A 14,027-nucleotide genomic window follows, 5' to 3' on the forward strand; every position below is an offset into this window, starting at 1 on the left:
GAATCGTAGTAACGCAGGCGGACAGCAACCTCTGCGGTGCTGCCGTGGATGTCGGTGGTGATGAAATAGTCCTCGATGCACTGTTCCGGGCGGTGCAGCAGGTAGACATCACGGAAAATGCCGTTCATGCGGAACATATCCTGGTCTTCCATGTAACTGCCATCGCACCATTTCAGCACGAGGACCGCCAGATGGTTGGTGCCGTCCTGCAAAAACTTCGTTACATCGAACTCGCTTGTGGAATGGGCGACCTGACTGTACCCGACAAACTGACCGTTGAGCCAGACGTAGAAGCAGGAGGCAACACCCTCAAAATTCAAAAATGCGCACGGGGCAGCGGCATCTTTCTGGTAGGTGAAGTCATAGAGGTAAGCGCCGCAGGGGTTCTCCTTAGGAACATACGGCGGATCAGCGGGAAACGGATAGCGGATGTTGGTGTACTGGTGGTGGTCGTAGCCGTGGTTCTGCCACACGCTGGGGACCGGGATGCTGTCAAAAGCGGAGGCATCATAGCCGACCTCGTAGAAAGCATCCTGCAAGTCATAAATACTGGCGTAGTACCGAAATTTCCAGCTTCCGTTCAAAAGCTGGAAGCGATCCGAGGTCTCGCGGTGCTCGACTAAGGCATCGCTGCGCCGGGATGCCGGAATGTAATAGGCACGATTCGGCATAGTACCCACATGCAGTGTGTGCGGGTCCTCGTAATAGTGCGGAATAATCATCCATTCTCCTCCTGTGATTTATACAGTTCTGCTTGCGTTTCGTCTGAAATTATTATACAATTTCTATATACAATAAAACATAAACGGTATTGCACTAAATATGCACAAAATCAATGGCTTTTTGTAAAGTGAAGGTAAAATGGACGAAGCACCTAGCAATATTCACAAAAACAGGAGGGAATTTTTGTGTACATTAACGCTGGATATCTGAACAATTCCCGTAAAGATTTCAAAGACAACTCCACACCGTTGGTGGTGGGCAGCTGCGGCACCTACCGGCTGAAAACGCGCCCCAAACTACCGACTTACTGGCAGAAAGGGCGCAGGGATTACCAGATTTTATATGTGGCAAACGGCAAGACGCATTTCTGGTTTGACGGCAGGGAAGAAATCGTCAGCGCGGGCTATATGGTGCTGTACAAGCCGGAAGAAATCCAAAAATATGTATATTATCTGGAAGATAACCCGGAAGTTTTCTGGATTCACTTCACAGGCAGCGATGTAAAGAACATACTGGCGTATCACGGCATCTCGCTCGATGAGCATGTGTTCTACTGCGGTGTGCTGCCGGATTACAAGGCGCTGTTCCGCAAAATCATTCAGGAATTGCAGCTGTGCCGCTATGGGTACGAGGACTATATTGCATCGCTGTTCAATGATATTCTGCTGTTGGTGGACCGCCAACAGCATGAACAGAAAAAAGCCACCGGCAACGTCCAAGAGCAAATTGAACGCGCGGCGGCTTACTTCAATGAGAACTATAACACAAAGATCAGCATAGACGATTATGCGGAATCCCTGCACATCAGCACCAACTGGTTTATACACAATTTCAAACAGTACACAGGTATGTCCCCGGCCCAGTACATCCTCTCCCTGCGCATGGTCAACGCCCAAAGCCTGTTGGAGCGGACGACCTACAACATCAAGGAAATTTCCGAAATCGTAGGGTATGAGAACCCGCTGTATTTCAGCAGGGTGTTTAAGAAAGAGATAGGGAAGTCACCGGCGCAGTATAGGAAAGAAATGATCCCTACTGAGGCAGTATAAGGCGCGACAGATTATCTGCTAATGAATGAGAGTATTATGATGGATAAAATTTCGGATGTGACACGGCAAGACATCATGCAGCGTTTTGAGGGAAGAAAAGTCAAGGAAGATCCGGATATTTTACCATATCGAGAAGCATTCCGAGCCTTGAATAATCCTATCCAATATCGTACTGAATGAATTGGACTGGTGGGTGGCCTCCCAATGGGAGAACATGTCCATTCACTACGAGTACAAAACCAGACGGAATTTCTCATGTGCCATAAAGTAACACAAAAACAACAGACAGCCGCCACAATTCCGTAATGATTGATGCTTGACAGTCTCCTTCAAGTTCGCTATAATAATAAACGCAAAACTTTAGTGGACTTTTCCGGATTCGGTCATCTTTTTGCCACACAGCTATCTTGTGATAGTTGTGTGGCTTTTTTGTTGCCGGTATCTCGGAAGTATTAGCAGAATGGAGGACTATATCTGTATGGGGAAAAATTTTTTGTCTCTTATCAAGATGTGCCGTAGTGTACGGGCTTATAAATCGAAATCTGTCCCTTCCAAGGCTTTGGACGCTGTACTGGAAGCAGGGACTTATCCGGCCCAGGAAGCCGGTCAGCCCGCAGCACGCAAACAAAACTATATTGTTCGGACAATTTGTGGAGAAGAGGGAAAGCATGCAGACCAATAACAAAATGGCGGTTGCGCCCGTTGGAAAACTCATCTGGCAAATGTCGATACCGCCGCTGATTTCCATGTTTCTGCAATATTCCTATAATCTGATAGACAGCGCGTTTGTAGCGCGGCTGAGTGAAAATGCTTTGACGGCGGTTTCCCTGTCGTTTCCCATTACAACTTTGATGAATGCGACATCTATCTGGATCGGCGTTGGCGTGAATGTACTGATTGCAGGGTATCTTGGGGAGAAAAAGCAGGATGAGGCAAATACTACCGTCACACATGGATTGTTACTGGCCTTTGGAATTGGTGCTTTGCTCAATCTTCTGGCATTACTGATTATGAAACTCTATTTTCGGGCATTCACCAATAACGAAGAAATTTATCAGTTGAGTCTTGCCTATATGAGCGTATGTTCGTTCATGCAAATTCCCAACATGGTGCATATCGCAATCCAGAAGATGATACAGGCTACTGGGAACATGATTGCTCCTATGTGGTTCCAGATTGCAGGAGTGGTCGTTAATTTTGTATTTGACCCACTCCTAATTTTTGGTATTGGTGTTTTTCCAGCTATGGGAATCCGTGGCGCTGCGGGGGCTACTGTTGCGGGCTATTTGTTATCCATGATTTTGGCATTTGCCTTGCTGCTGGGCAAAAAGCAAAAAGTGCGGATAAAGATCAAAGAATTTCATATACAAAAGCGGATGATTGCCCGTATATTCGCCCTTGGCTTACCATCTTTCATTATGAATGCCCTCAGTTCGTTTATGGTGACATTCGTCAATCTGTTTCTGGTGGCGTATTCCGATACGGCGATTGCATTCTTCGGTGCGTATTTTAAGGTGCAGCAGCTGATCGTTATGACAGTAAACGGCTTGATTCAGGGCTGTTTGCCTATTATGCGGTTTAACTACGGTGCGGGAAACAGAGATAGGCTGCACTCCGCTTTCCGATACGGAACCGCTTTGGTCTCCGGTATGATGATACTGGGAACATTGACCGTCAACTTTTTTCCGGCGCAGCTTTTGGAATTATTTACAGCGTCGGAAGCCATGCGCTCCTTTGGAATATCCGCTATGCGAATCATGGCGGCAAGCTATCTGTTTTGCGGTCTCTCTACCATGATTTCCACCTATTTTCAGGCGACAGAAAAAGTAGGTTCCAGCATAGCGATTCAATTATGCAGACAACTGCTTTTCCTTGTTCCTGCCTTATGGTGTCTGAACAAATTATTCCAACTGAACGGAATCTGGCTTGCATTTCCTGTTGCGGAAACCGCCACTATGCTCATTGCTCTCATAATAATGGCATGGCATCGCCACAAAAATATCTTATAACATGTTCCAATGAGGAGAAATGATGAACGATACCATCCCCGCAGTCTGAACTCCAACGGCGGCTGGAACGTGACGTCCTCGCTGTCGTTCCTGAAGACGCCGCTCTTGCAATACAGCAGCGAGATTCGCTCTGCCGTGCTGCTGGTACACGGAGAGAAAGCGCACTCCCGCTATTTCAGCGAGACGGCATACAGCAAGCTGACCGGCGATAACAAGGAATTGCTCATCATATTTTGATTTCGATAAAAGACACCTCCTGTAAACAAAAGCGCCGCTATGCAATCTGCACAGCGGCGTTCTTCATTATAAATATTTCGTATAATTTTGTGTTCCGTGGAAGATTCTGTAAATTTCCACGGTATTTCTTGGTTCATCAATTTTGAAGAGAGCTACATATCTTCCAATCAAGAACTTCCTGTATTCTCTCTGCCGAAGCACCTCGTCGCGGGAGTACCCATAAATTGTAGGAGTCTCTTCCAAACGAAGCAGCACTTCACCAAAATCTTTTACAAACGAACGAATTGCCTGCTGAGAGTCGAACTGTCTTTCAAAATATCGCAAGATTTCTTGGTAATCATCCTCAGCTGCCGGCAGCAAAACGACATTATAATGCATACTTCTTGCCCGTTTCTTTTAGAATATCAGCAAGAGATCGCCCCATTCCAGCTTCGTGCTGTGCTTCAGCCGTTGCCAGCTTTGCGTATACATCATTCATGATTTGTTGGTGCTCATAGGCTTCCATGCTCATGATAACCATATCACCATAACCGTTTTTGGTTACAAAGATAGGTTCTGCTGTTTCATGACAGCGTTGGGAAATTGCGTTGGTGTTCTTTAAATCACGAATCGGAATAATTTCAGGCATAGTCTCAGCTCCTTTCGTGGCTCTATTATACCACAAAAAAGCCGCGCCTGCAACTCACAATCCCATAATTTCTTTCACAATGCGGTCACAGCCCTTTATTGCCCCGACCAGCACCAGCAGGTTGAACGCCAGTTCTCCGACATAGGTCCAAACGGCGGTGACAACAGATGCGCTTGTATCCACAGCGGGCGGGCTGGACGAAATGGTGGAGAAAATAATGCAGGACAACGCAATCACCACGCCCTGCAAACACACACCCGCATAACTGCGGATGAAGTTTTTACCCACACTGCTTGTAGGCTCACCCGCGAATGTAGACAGCGGAATCGGCGCAACAGCGGCGTACATCCAAAGACTGAACATTCTGCCGTAAACCGTGAGAATCATGGTAAAAGATAAAACCGTAATCAGCAGCCCGCCAATCAGCGTAACCGCCCACAACGGAATAGAATCCCAAAAGCCCACATTGTTGATGGCATCGATCAACTCCTGTGGCAGCGATACGCTGCTCATGCCGGAACCGCCCGATTGGGTGATAATGGTGGACACCATGCCCTGCACGATGGAGAACACTGCCAGCATCAATTCCAGCCCATAGGTCACCGCACCCTTGGCTACCCTTGCGGTGGAGTATAACGTTCAGTTCTTGACAAGAAACCTATAAATTTGCTACTATAACAACAACATCTCCCCCAGGCCTCTACGCACAGCGTATGCACACTTGGGGGAGTTTTGTTTGTTAATATCAGAGAGGCTGTGAAGTGAGAATTTTACGGAATACGGAACGATTCCAGATACCGTTCAAAAATCTCACAGTTGACTAAGGTCACCTTGTCAATTTTGTAAACAGCCTTAGCTTCTTTAGCGAGCGCTGTGAATTTTGTCAAACCCATGCTGTACTTTTCAGCACCCTCTTGGTAGCGAACGAATTTCTTGGCGTTCTGCTTTGTTTTATCAACGTCTTTACGCGAATAAGCCATAATAAACCTCTTTTCGTTTTAGCTTGCCCTGTTTTCTGTTCTGGGATCGTAATCTTGAAGTTTTATCTTTTTTGTGCATCAACCTCACAATCTTTATAATATGGACATGTCACGCAGCAACCTCTGCAACACTTATGCGGATCATTCGATACCCAGCGCCGAATGCGGGCAATAACCTCCGATAAAGCTGTCATTCGATGCATTGACCGCACATCTTTTCTTTCTCTGCAATCTTCACCTTGCAGACAACCGCATTGTCCAGTACATAGACAACTTTGACCGTGGCGCTGTCTCCGATTTTGTCATACAACCGCCCGGCGCTGATGCAGTCGCCCAAAACCGTGTGCGGGCTGTTTGCCACATAACCCGCGCAGCCAAGCCCCGGTAGCTCTGCCTTGATTGCTTCGCTGTCATACTCATTGTCAGGCTCTTTGACCAGCTTTACCTTTTGCCCGACCCCAAAAGGCTTGCTGCCAAAATGGAACTTCAATCTGGTGATCGTGATAAATGCTTTCATAGGGAACCTCCTGTCATTTGCATAAACTGTTGTGTTACCAATCCAGCTCGTCCATAGCGTCATCTACGCCTGCTGCGTAGTCCGGGTCGCTGTCGTAGCGATCCTCATCGTAGTCGTCATCATCGTAGATGGCATCGTAGCCATCGTCATAGGAATCATACGTCTTGTAGGATTTTTTGCTGCTGGAGTAAGAACTGCTGTACGAAGATTTGGAGCTGTAAGAAGTGCTGCTCTTGGTGGAAGATTTGGAAGGGCGATGTACCCAGCAGTAGGCAGAGTCCTTATCCGCTTCTCGCGTGCAGCCGTCTTTGATGCAGGTGTATTTATGCTTTGTGCTAGAGCTGCTGCTGGACGGTCTGGAGCCGCTGCCAGAGACGCTGGAATTGCTCTTAGCGGGCTTATGTATCCAACAATAGGCAGAGCCCTTAGCAGCCTCTCTGGTGCAGCCGCTTTTGATGCAGGTATACTTGGCAGCAAATGCGCCGGTACACAGGATGCAGGCGGTCAACGTAACGAACACTGCGCAAAGAATGTTTTTCCAAATAGTCTTTTTCATCGTAAAGTCCTTTCTGTCATGTACGATATTTTACCGGTGACGTTTTCCGTCAGAAATCATCACCGCCGAAATCATCCGAACCAAAGTCATCAGAATCAAGGTCGTCCGAATCGAAGTTGTCCTCATCGTTATCAAGTTCATCCATTTCGTCCACATCATTATCGAACTCATCCATCAGCGCTTTACGGCTTTCCTTTTCCTCTTGGATACGATCCATTGCCAGAGAATAGTGAATATATCCGTCAATGCCCTTACCATAGACCCCGAAATCCATATCCTTCAGCATAGTAGTTACCTCCGCTTTGTATTGGGGAAGGGAACCGTTCCCTTCGATACTTCTATTATAAATCATGGCCTGTCCTATAATTTGGACTTTAAACACATTGTACGAAATTATACAATTCTCTGCTTTGATACAAACAAGCGCTCTCTGCAAATTCGCCTCATCTAGAGGATTTGCAGAGAGCGCCTGTTAAATCTACTGTTTCATCACCCGATAATTTTCCTCTTTGGGTCTTCAAGTATTATGAATAAGGGATACAAAGGCAAACTGGGAGTTATCAATTTCCCATATCGATAATTTCTTAGTTTGATGTAAATCGCTGTTTTTTTAGTTTTTTATCAAATGAAGTACGTCCCGTCTATTTGGTGAAACGGTACATCTTTAGTTTTTTGATAAATGCTTGACTAAATCCAAAGATGATGGTCTATCAGAGAGACTGTTGTATATCTTCAAGTTTAAAAAGATAATTTTCAATAATTTTTCAAAAATCAGAATCGACAATTCATGACAAATCAACCCTGAATCTGGGAACGTTTCTCATAGAAAAGAACTACAAAAAATAAGAAAATAAAAACGGAAAACCATTGTCTGTAGTATAAGTATTTGTTATTATGAAGTAAATAGAGGATATTTTACAAAGTAAAGCTTAATCTAGAGAATCTGCCAGTGGCAGGCCTCTGTAGATACCAAGGTATACAAAAGGAGAATGAAAAAATGAAAAAAGAAGACATGTCCTGTATCGACTGCGCAGTAAAAAACTGCAACAAAATGGATAAAGCCTATCCGGATTTCTGTCTGACAACACACATGGATGAAGAAATTCTAAATGAAGCTATGGAATGCTACAATGAAGACGAGAACCGCAAAGTAACAATCGCTGCAGCTGAAGTAGAGTATGAGAATTACTGCAAACATACCCGTGTCGAAGAAATCATGGATTTTGCAAAGAAGATTAATGCGAAAAAGATCGGGATCGCAACCTGTGTCGGATTGTTGAAAGAAAGCCGTATCCTGGCAGATATCCTGCGCAGACATGGCTTTGAGGTGTATGGTGTCAGCTGTAAAGCCGGAACACAGAAGAAGACATCGGTCGGCATCCCGGAATGCTGCGAAGGTGTCGGTGTGAATATGTGTAATCCGATCCTGCAGGCAAAGCTTCTGAACAAGGCGAAGACGGACCTGAATGTTGTGGTCGGACTTTGTGTGGGGCATGACAGTCTGTTTTACAAATATTCCGAGGCACTGACTACGACAGCAGTGACGAAAGACCGTGTATTGGGGCATAATCCGGTGGCGGCGCTTTATACTGCGGATAGTTATTATTCGAAGTTGAAGAAGAGTGAAGAAGAGTAATATTTCTAATTTGGGCGTTTAAAGATACATAAAGATATCCTATTCAAGCATTTCTCTTTTTATCCAACGAAAAAAAGAACACACAACACTCTGTATGTTCTCTTTCTGTAGTTACGTCACACTTACACCAGCAACCTGCTTTCCAATGGGGCTGCTCCGAAAGATGTACAGGAACTGTTAGGACACTCTGATGTCAGTACCACAATGAATATTTACGCTCACTCAACAAGAAAAGCAAAGCGAGATTCCGCAAGACTTCTTGATAAAGTAGCGAGCAATGCTTAAACAAAAATTTCCCTTATTCCCTTGCGGATTCCGTATAAGGGCAAAAATAAGGGAAAATACATATCATTTCACTATATAATGGGCTGAAAAGCCTGTAAAATAAGGAAAGTCCAGGAAATCTTCCTACAAATTCCGATTTGCAAAACCGGGAGCCATCTTAATCAAACAATGCTCTCAGCCACGCCCAAAGCCTCAAAATGATAACGCGGTTTGCCCACACTTCTTTTGCCATACTCGATAGCTTCTTTCGGGCAATAGCAAATACAGGCCATGCAATGCGTACAATTTGACCCCCAGACAGGTTTATCCTTATCCAGACGGATGTTATTCAATGGGCACAGCTGCGCACATTTTCCGCAACCGATACAGGTATCACTTACCGTAAAAGCGTCCGCCTTGACGATTTTCTTGTAAAAAATGGGATTTACCGCACCGCTCATAAAGCGGTCATACAAATTATTTCGCGGTGCGGGAAATTCCATCCCATTACGGATACAGTCAATGATGCTCCGGATAGCGGGCTTTGCGTTCTCGACAATCGCTTTTGCTTCCTGCTTGTTCGGTGCTGAGAACAAAGCAATATAATTCTCCGGCATAACGATTTGGGCCGTGCCCATGTAGGTAAGGGCTTTCCGTGCGGCAAGCTCCCGGTTGTACTTTGCTGCATTGCCGATCTCGCTGCCGCAATCCATCACGAACCAGATGCACTTTGCGCCAACCAATTCCGCTTTTCCAAGCCAGCCGGAAACAATATGCGGAATACGCCAAGCATAGGTGGGCGTGACCAATATTACATTTTCCTCTGTCTGAACAGACGAGGTGTCTTCCGCCTTGATGCGCTCATTAAGATTGAGGCAATCTGTTTCGAGCGCAGATGCGATACATTTTGCAATATATTTGCTGTTGCCCGTGCCGGAATAGTACAGAACCATCTTCAATCTGCCTCCATATCTCCGCACAAACGGTCTGTCACAAGCGCCTTGCAGCGTTCCCGGTGGGCAATATGCAGCGGATGATTTTGAAATGCTTGTAAGGCATCTGCATCCCGCAGTTCGGAATAGAACACGAGATCGTACTCTCCACCGGCAGTGTTTGTATTGATTTCTGCGCAGCGGAGGCCATCAATATGACCGACCATTGTCGCAACGGATTTTTGCAGGAACGCCAGTGCTTCCGCTTCTTTGTGTTCCGCTTTAACCGTGTCAGTGTATTTCCAGAATAAAATGTGACGGATCATACCAATTTCACTCCACAAATTTAGCCATGTACTTCAGGTTTCGAACAAAATGTCCCTTGCTCTTTGGAAAACAATCACGAATATCCGTGGTTGGGCTGTCTGCAAACTTGTCTAGGGCATCTGCCTGTAATTATTGTTTTGTTGATTCCGCCTCCATCATAAGGCGGTCAAAATCGCTTTGGTACTGCCGGTCCTGTATAACGCGGTACTTTTCAAATTCACTTTCTGCGAAAGCCTTTGCGATTGCCGCTGTAACCTTTCCTTTATCTTTTAGAATTTCGGCATCGTTGAATTGCAGGAAAGCGTCCAGTTTCTCTGCCCAGTCCTGCATCGTCATAGGAATATGCCGCCGTGCTTGGCGCGCTGCATAGTCAAGGTACATTGTTACAATCTCATTCAGTTCTTGTAACTCATCTTGCTGCAAATAGTTCTTTGCAACAGAAACATCGGCTTTGACTATCTTCCCGTTTGGGGCATTCTTCCATGAGGTCAACCCCATGTGGTCTTTTGTGTGGTCTGCCCGTTGCACAATGACCTCTGCGGCAGTACTGCCATGAACAGCGTAGTGCATTTTATTCTGAACGGTTGCAAAAAAGTCTTTGGTCGTTTTGCTGTCTACCGAGTAATCTACGGCAGTAGCATAAATATCCGTAATTTTCTGGTAAAAGCGGCGCTCGCTGGCGCGGATTTCCTGTATTTCGGAAACCAAATGGTCGAAGTAATCTTCATCAAAGATTTGCCCATTAATAAGCCGATCCTTATCCAGAACATATCCCTGCCGGGTAAATGTATCCAGCACTTTGGTTGCCCATTGACGGAATTGCGTGGCACGGGTGGAATTGGTGCGGTAGCCAACAGCAATAATGGCGGGCAGGGAGTAGAATTTGTAGTGATAGGTCTTGCCATTATCTGCAACTTGTGCAAATTTTGCACAAGTTGTACTTTCGGATAATTCATTTTCCGCAAAAATATTCCGCAGATGTTTGGCAACAACACTGCGGTCAACATCAAACAGTTGTCCGATGCCTTTTTGCGTCAGCCAGACCTCGTGATCCTGAACGCGAACTTCTATGCCATCTGTCTCTGAATCTTTCGTGAACACAAGAAAATCTGCTGTGCTGTTACGAACATACCGTTCTGTGCCTGCCATCGCTGCTCTCCTTACATCAGTACAATGTAAGAATAGTATATCATGCTTTTCAATAAGAGCAAAGCCCATTTTCACGATTTTCCATACAAATGGACTTATCTCTCATCACGTTCATTTTCTTGTGTATCATGCTGATGTTCCTCTCCCATACATTTGGCATACAATTCTGGTGTGCATTTGAGAGTAATCGGCTTTGGATATAGCTCCATGAAAATCAGGGGTGAGTGATATTTTTTCTCATATTTTGTAATTTGACTATCCGTCAAACTTATCAGATCTTCACCACCGTCTCCGCATATCAGAAACGGACCTGCGAAGAAATCCGTTGGACCATATAAGCGGTTCGGTGGTATCACCTCATTGCTTCCGCGCAGAAATGCACAACTACATAAACAAAAAAGCAGAGAGTCATCCGTAAGAGGATGACTCTCTGCTTTCTTGTAAAGCCTTTTTTGCACAAGTTTGGTGTCAATGTGGTGTCAAATCAGCCAAACGCGGTTGATAAAAGGCGTAGAATCAATGCTTTTTAGTCGATGGGCTTCATCGTGGGGATTACAACGATGAATACTTGTAAGTCTTTATTTCTTGATATTACTATACGCGGCAAGGATTATCTTTTGTCCTTTAATTTACATCTCTACATAAGCCTTTATCCGGATTGTATCGTTTGGCGTATGAAATGGCGTAAATGGCGTATGGCGTATTTGGCGTACACTTTGCTTTACTCTTCAGGTACTTTCCATTGTGCAAACTGGCGGTCAAGGTTTTCAAATTCAGACTTCCGTAGTTCCTTGGTTACATCCGCGTAGATGTTCAAAGTTGTAGAAATGTCCGAATGTCCCAGCGCATCTTGAATCACCTTGACGTTCACACCTGCTTCACACATCCGAGTTGTGAATGTGTGTCGCAGAGTGTGACAACTGAAACGGGGAAGGAGAATGGTACTGTCAGGATTGTTTGTCAGCACTTCATCGTTACAGTCTCGGATAATGCGTCGGATTGCCTTGTTCAGCGTCCCCTGATGCTGGCATTCACCAAAACGGTTGACGAAGATGAAGTCCGTGTAACCGTCCACCGTTACCGTGCAATGAATCCCGGATTCCTCCTGATAGGCACGTTCCTTTTCAAAGGCTTCCTTCACGAAGTCCATCATCGGAACGGTACGAATGCCAGCTTTTGTTTTAGGCGAGTGGCAGTTGAAGTAGCAACCTTTCTTGCCTCCGTTGTTCTCACGGTGGTCGTAGTTGACGAGCGTGTGATTGACGGAAATCGTGCTTTCCTCAAAGTCAACATCACACCAACGCAGACCGGTGGCTTCTCCTACGCGCAAACCCGTTCCCAGCATAACCGCGAAAATCGGATACCAGTGCTGGTACTTCGGTGTTTTGGAAAGGTAGGACAACAGTAGATTCTGCTCCGGAACAGTAAGCGCTTTGCGGTGGGTGGTTTCAAATTGGTGCGCTTTTTTCAACTCCCGTAGAACATTGTCCGAAGGGTTGCTCCGCAGATAACAATCATCCACTGCCATGTCCAGCACTTGATGCAGAACCGTGTGTACACTGTCAATTGTAGAAATCTGCAAGCCTCGCTCATCTGCCAGTATATTGTAAAACTGCTTCATGTCCGACTTTTTGAGTGTAGACACTTTCGACTTGCCGAAATCCGGCTCCACGAACTGCCGATAAAGGTACAGATAATTTTGAAAAGTGTTATCTTTCAGGCCCCGTTTTACCTTTGCCCACAGAGTGAACACATCATTCAGGGTAACGTACCGTGCTTCTGCTTTAATGCCTTCAAGCGAATCTAGGTGAATGCCTTTTTCCTTTTCCCGAAGTTCTTCCAAACTTGGCGCGTAAATAGAATGTCGTTTACCATCCGGGGAGGTCCAACGGAAATCGTATTTGCCATCTTTGCGCTGGGATTCTCCCTTACGAAGAACGACACGCGCCTTGTCTTTGCGTTTTGTATTTCGAGTTGTTGTCATGAGCGTTGTTCCTTTCCACATAGTAATGCAGAAAAGAGCGTTGTTCCGTATTTATAATACCACAAACATATCATTTTCTGCAAGCTATTTTGACAACATTTTGGCTTTTGACTTTTAAAGTGAGAACATTTTTTCTGTATATTCATCCAATTTGCGCCGCTTAATGAGTCGTTTCGACCCAACCCAAAGTACAAATTGACAATGCTCGTTATCGGTTAATGTCCTCAACTTGTTTATACCGATGCCGGAATAGGCCGCAGCTTCCTCAAGTGTAAGATTTGATTTTTCCCAAATGGGAACTTCTTTCATAGGCGTTACCTCCATTTGATTATACTTTTGGAAATATATTCCTTGTGAATAAGTGTATAGTAAAAAACAACGATGGTATATACAAAAGATGCGCGGATGTGATGCGGATACGATGCTTTTATCATGCAAAATCTCACCGTCTTGACAGGGCGGACATTCTTGTGCTATACTCCAGCTGTAAATGATTTTTGTGCTTATATGCACACGTTGTTTGAGTTTGTAATTCGTGCCAGCAGCCTTGTCCTGCCCATTCTGGGCGGACGCTGCCGGCACTTTTCTTTTTATACCGGGTGAAAATACCCAACCATAGCGAGAATGATCGTGGTTCACGGTTTGCCGTGAACATCAGGCATAGCCTGCGGTCATTCTCGCTTTTTTATTTTGTTTCAGAGCCGACAGGCTTTGGAAAATACATTTTATATAGGAAAGGTGGAACACCAAATGAATGAACAGGCAAGACCCAAGGCAATCGCACGGCGCATCACGCGCCCGCGCAAGGCAAGACCCATCCCGCGCAATTTGCAGTATCGGCTGTACCATCTACGCACCCGCCCCAAACGTCCTTATCGCCAGCGCGAGAGGAGGGGCTGAGGATGCCGGAGCACATACGGCGGGAACCCAAGGTGCTGGTCAGCACCGAAAACCTCACCGAGCAGGAATGGCTGGCATACCGCAGGCGGGGGATAGGCGGCAGCGATGTCGCCGCGATCCTCGGCATTTCTCCGTT

Annotated in this window: 19 protein-coding genes and 3 pseudogenes; 8 read left to right on the top strand and 14 right to left on the bottom strand. The window is 45.7% G+C overall.

The window, feature by feature from the left end; genetic code table 11:
* Positions 1 to 722, bottom strand: a 722-nt coding sequence (locus tag B5D32_RS13430) for a sugar-binding domain-containing protein (RefSeq protein ID WP_338108551.1), incomplete at its 3' end; no start/stop codon positions are given.
* A 186-nt stretch (positions 723 to 908) separates the two neighbouring features.
* Between B5D32_RS13430 and B5D32_RS13435 the strand changes: the two genes are divergently transcribed.
* The 5 genes and pseudogenes from B5D32_RS13435 to B5D32_RS13450 form a co-directional block, all read left to right on the top strand.
* Positions 909 to 1,772, top strand: a complete 864-nt coding sequence (locus B5D32_RS13435; RefSeq protein WP_078785490.1) for a helix-turn-helix domain-containing protein — start codon at positions 909 to 911, stop codon at positions 1,770 to 1,772.
* Between the two features lie 36 nt (positions 1,773 to 1,808).
* Complete coding sequence (locus B5D32_RS15270) at positions 1,809 to 1,952, top strand: hypothetical protein (protein WP_159447056.1); 144 nt, start codon at positions 1,809 to 1,811, stop codon at positions 1,950 to 1,952.
* Between the two features lie 280 nt (positions 1,953 to 2,232).
* Positions 2,233 to 2,454, top strand: coding sequence for a nitroreductase family protein (locus B5D32_RS15425; protein ID WP_200805195.1), 222 nt, complete (start codon positions 2,233 to 2,235; stop codon positions 2,452 to 2,454).
* Positions 2,441 to 3,781, top strand: a complete 1,341-nt coding sequence (locus B5D32_RS13445) for an MATE family efflux transporter (RefSeq protein WP_078785491.1) — start codon at positions 2,441 to 2,443, stop codon at positions 3,779 to 3,781. The genes B5D32_RS15425 and B5D32_RS13445 overlap by 14 nt, the downstream gene beginning before the upstream one ends.
* Before the next feature lie 15 nt (positions 3,782 to 3,796).
* Positions 3,797 to 4,012: pseudogene (locus tag B5D32_RS13450) on the top strand (alpha/beta hydrolase); the annotation flags it as partial.
* A gap of 72 nt (positions 4,013 to 4,084) precedes the next feature.
* On the opposite strand, the gene B5D32_RS13455 reads toward B5D32_RS13450, so the two are convergent.
* From B5D32_RS13455 to B5D32_RS15050, 7 genes and pseudogenes are all read right to left on the bottom strand, one after another.
* Positions 4,085 to 4,396, bottom strand: coding sequence for a type II toxin-antitoxin system RelE/ParE family toxin (locus B5D32_RS13455; protein ID WP_078785492.1), 312 nt, complete (start codon positions 4,394 to 4,396; stop codon positions 4,085 to 4,087).
* Complete coding sequence (locus B5D32_RS13460; RefSeq protein WP_078785493.1) at positions 4,386 to 4,646, bottom strand: type II toxin-antitoxin system Phd/YefM family antitoxin; 261 nt, start codon at positions 4,644 to 4,646, stop codon at positions 4,386 to 4,388. Before B5D32_RS13460 ends, B5D32_RS13455 begins: the two co-directional genes overlap by 11 nt.
* 54 nt (positions 4,647 to 4,700) lie before the next feature.
* Positions 4,701 to 5,282: pseudogene (locus B5D32_RS13465) on the bottom strand (VirB6/TrbL-like conjugal transfer protein, CD1112 family); the annotation flags it as partial.
* Between the two features lie 134 nt (positions 5,283 to 5,416).
* Complete coding sequence (locus B5D32_RS13470) at positions 5,417 to 5,626, bottom strand: DUF6462 family protein (protein WP_078785495.1); 210 nt, start codon at positions 5,624 to 5,626, stop codon at positions 5,417 to 5,419.
* A gap of 190 nt (positions 5,627 to 5,816) precedes the next feature.
* Complete coding sequence (locus tag B5D32_RS13475) at positions 5,817 to 6,143, bottom strand: HIRAN domain-containing protein (protein WP_078785496.1); 327 nt, start codon at positions 6,141 to 6,143, stop codon at positions 5,817 to 5,819.
* A 34-nt stretch (positions 6,144 to 6,177) separates the two neighbouring features.
* Positions 6,178 to 6,699: a hypothetical protein gene (locus B5D32_RS13480; protein ID WP_078785497.1), complete on the bottom strand. Its 522-nt coding sequence runs from the start codon at positions 6,697 to 6,699 to the stop codon at positions 6,178 to 6,180.
* Positions 6,700 to 6,748: 49 nt separating this feature from the next.
* Entirely contained in the window at positions 6,749 to 6,985 is a 237-nt protein-coding gene (locus B5D32_RS15050; RefSeq protein WP_143402775.1) for a hypothetical protein, read from the bottom strand.
* Between the two features lie 711 nt (positions 6,986 to 7,696).
* Here B5D32_RS15050 and B5D32_RS13490 point away from each other — a divergent pair.
* Together B5D32_RS13490 and B5D32_RS13495 are read left to right on the top strand one after the other, a co-directional pair.
* A complete protein-coding gene (locus tag B5D32_RS13490; RefSeq protein ID WP_078785499.1) occupies positions 7,697 to 8,335 on the top strand; it encodes a DUF1847 domain-containing protein in 639 nt (212 codons plus the stop codon).
* Positions 8,336 to 8,446: 111 nt separating this feature from the next.
* Positions 8,447 to 8,620 (top strand): annotated as a pseudogene (locus B5D32_RS13495) (tyrosine-type recombinase/integrase); the annotation flags it as partial.
* A gap of 161 nt (positions 8,621 to 8,781) precedes the next feature.
* On the opposite strand, the gene B5D32_RS13500 reads toward B5D32_RS13495, so the two are convergent.
* The 6 genes from B5D32_RS13500 to B5D32_RS13520 all read right to left on the bottom strand — a co-directional run bounded on the left by B5D32_RS13500 (position 8,782) and on the right by B5D32_RS13520 (position 13,300).
* Positions 8,782 to 9,552 (bottom strand): EFR1 family ferrodoxin, encoded by a 771-nt coding sequence (locus tag B5D32_RS13500; RefSeq protein ID WP_078785500.1) that lies wholly within the window; start codon positions 9,550 to 9,552, stop codon positions 8,782 to 8,784.
* Between the two features lie 2 nt (positions 9,553 to 9,554).
* A complete protein-coding gene (locus B5D32_RS13505; protein ID WP_078785501.1) occupies positions 9,555 to 9,857 on the bottom strand; it encodes a Dabb family protein in 303 nt (100 codons plus the stop codon).
* Positions 9,858 to 9,987: 130 nt separating this feature from the next.
* Positions 9,988 to 11,007, bottom strand: a complete 1,020-nt coding sequence (locus B5D32_RS13510; RefSeq protein ID WP_078785502.1) for a virulence RhuM family protein — start codon at positions 11,005 to 11,007, stop codon at positions 9,988 to 9,990.
* Between the two features lie 95 nt (positions 11,008 to 11,102).
* On the bottom strand, positions 11,103 to 11,465 hold the full coding sequence (locus tag B5D32_RS15775) for a DUF3846 domain-containing protein (RefSeq protein WP_420896770.1): 363 nt from the start codon (positions 11,463 to 11,465) through the stop codon (positions 11,103 to 11,105).
* Between the two features lie 263 nt (positions 11,466 to 11,728).
* The gene (locus tag B5D32_RS13515; protein WP_078785503.1) at positions 11,729 to 12,991 is read right to left on the bottom strand and encodes a site-specific integrase; all 1,263 of its coding nucleotides are present in this window, start codon (positions 12,989 to 12,991) and stop codon (positions 11,729 to 11,731) included.
* A gap of 114 nt (positions 12,992 to 13,105) precedes the next feature.
* Positions 13,106 to 13,300 (bottom strand): excisionase, encoded by a 195-nt coding sequence (locus B5D32_RS13520; RefSeq protein WP_078785504.1) that lies wholly within the window; start codon positions 13,298 to 13,300, stop codon positions 13,106 to 13,108.
* Between the two features lie 441 nt (positions 13,301 to 13,741).
* Between B5D32_RS13520 and B5D32_RS15275 the strand changes: the two genes are divergently transcribed.
* Positions 13,742 to 13,891 carry a hypothetical protein gene (locus B5D32_RS15275; protein WP_159447057.1) on the top strand — a complete coding sequence of 50 codons (150 nt, stop codon included), beginning with the start codon at positions 13,742 to 13,744 and terminating at the stop codon, positions 13,889 to 13,891.
* The last annotated feature ends 136 nt before the right edge of the window (positions 13,892 to 14,027 follow it).

It is taken from the genome of Gemmiger formicilis (assembly GCF_900167555.1).
Classification (GTDB): domain Bacteria; phylum Bacillota; class Clostridia; order Oscillospirales; family Ruminococcaceae; genus Gemmiger; species Gemmiger formicilis.

Bases quoted from the DNA above. Each gene is read 5' to 3' on its own strand.
- B5D32_RS15270 (WP_159447056.1), top strand. From the start codon at position 1,809: ATGATGGATAAAATTTCGGATGTGACACGGCAAGACATCATGCAGCGT.
- B5D32_RS15425 (WP_200805195.1), top strand. From the start codon at position 2,233: ATGGAGGACTATATCTGTATGGGGAAAAATTTTTTGTCTCTTATCAAG.
- B5D32_RS13445 (WP_078785491.1), top strand. From the start codon at position 2,441: ATGCAGACCAATAACAAAATGGCGGTTGCGCCCGTTGGAAAACTCATC.
- B5D32_RS13455 (WP_078785492.1), bottom strand. From the start codon at position 4,396: ATGCATTATAATGTCGTTTTGCTGCCGGCAGCTGAGGATGATTACCAA.
- B5D32_RS13460 (WP_078785493.1), bottom strand. From the start codon at position 4,646: ATGCCTGAAATTATTCCGATTCGTGATTTAAAGAACACCAACGCAATT.
- B5D32_RS13470 (WP_078785495.1), bottom strand. From the start codon at position 5,626: ATGGCTTATTCGCGTAAAGACGTTGATAAAACAAAGCAGAACGCCAAG.
- B5D32_RS13475 (WP_078785496.1), bottom strand. From the start codon at position 6,143: ATGAAAGCATTTATCACGATCACCAGATTGAAGTTCCATTTTGGCAGC.
- B5D32_RS13480 (WP_078785497.1), bottom strand. From the start codon at position 6,699: ATGAAAAAGACTATTTGGAAAAACATTCTTTGCGCAGTGTTCGTTACG.
- B5D32_RS15050 (WP_143402775.1), bottom strand. From the start codon at position 6,985: ATGCTGAAGGATATGGATTTCGGGGTCTATGGTAAGGGCATTGACGGA.
- B5D32_RS13490 (WP_078785499.1), top strand. From the start codon at position 7,697: ATGAAAAAAGAAGACATGTCCTGTATCGACTGCGCAGTAAAAAACTGC.
- B5D32_RS13500 (WP_078785500.1), bottom strand. From the start codon at position 9,552: ATGGTTCTGTACTATTCCGGCACGGGCAACAGCAAATATATTGCAAAA.
- B5D32_RS13505 (WP_078785501.1), bottom strand. From the start codon at position 9,857: ATGATCCGTCACATTTTATTCTGGAAATACACTGACACGGTTAAAGCG.
- B5D32_RS13510 (WP_078785502.1), bottom strand. From the start codon at position 11,007: ATGGCAGGCACAGAACGGTATGTTCGTAACAGCACAGCAGATTTTCTT.
- B5D32_RS13515 (WP_078785503.1), bottom strand. From the start codon at position 12,991: ATGACAACAACTCGAAATACAAAACGCAAAGACAAGGCGCGTGTCGTT.
- B5D32_RS13520 (WP_078785504.1), bottom strand. From the start codon at position 13,300: ATGAAAGAAGTTCCCATTTGGGAAAAATCAAATCTTACACTTGAGGAA.
- B5D32_RS15275 (WP_159447057.1), top strand. From the start codon at position 13,742: ATGAATGAACAGGCAAGACCCAAGGCAATCGCACGGCGCATCACGCGC.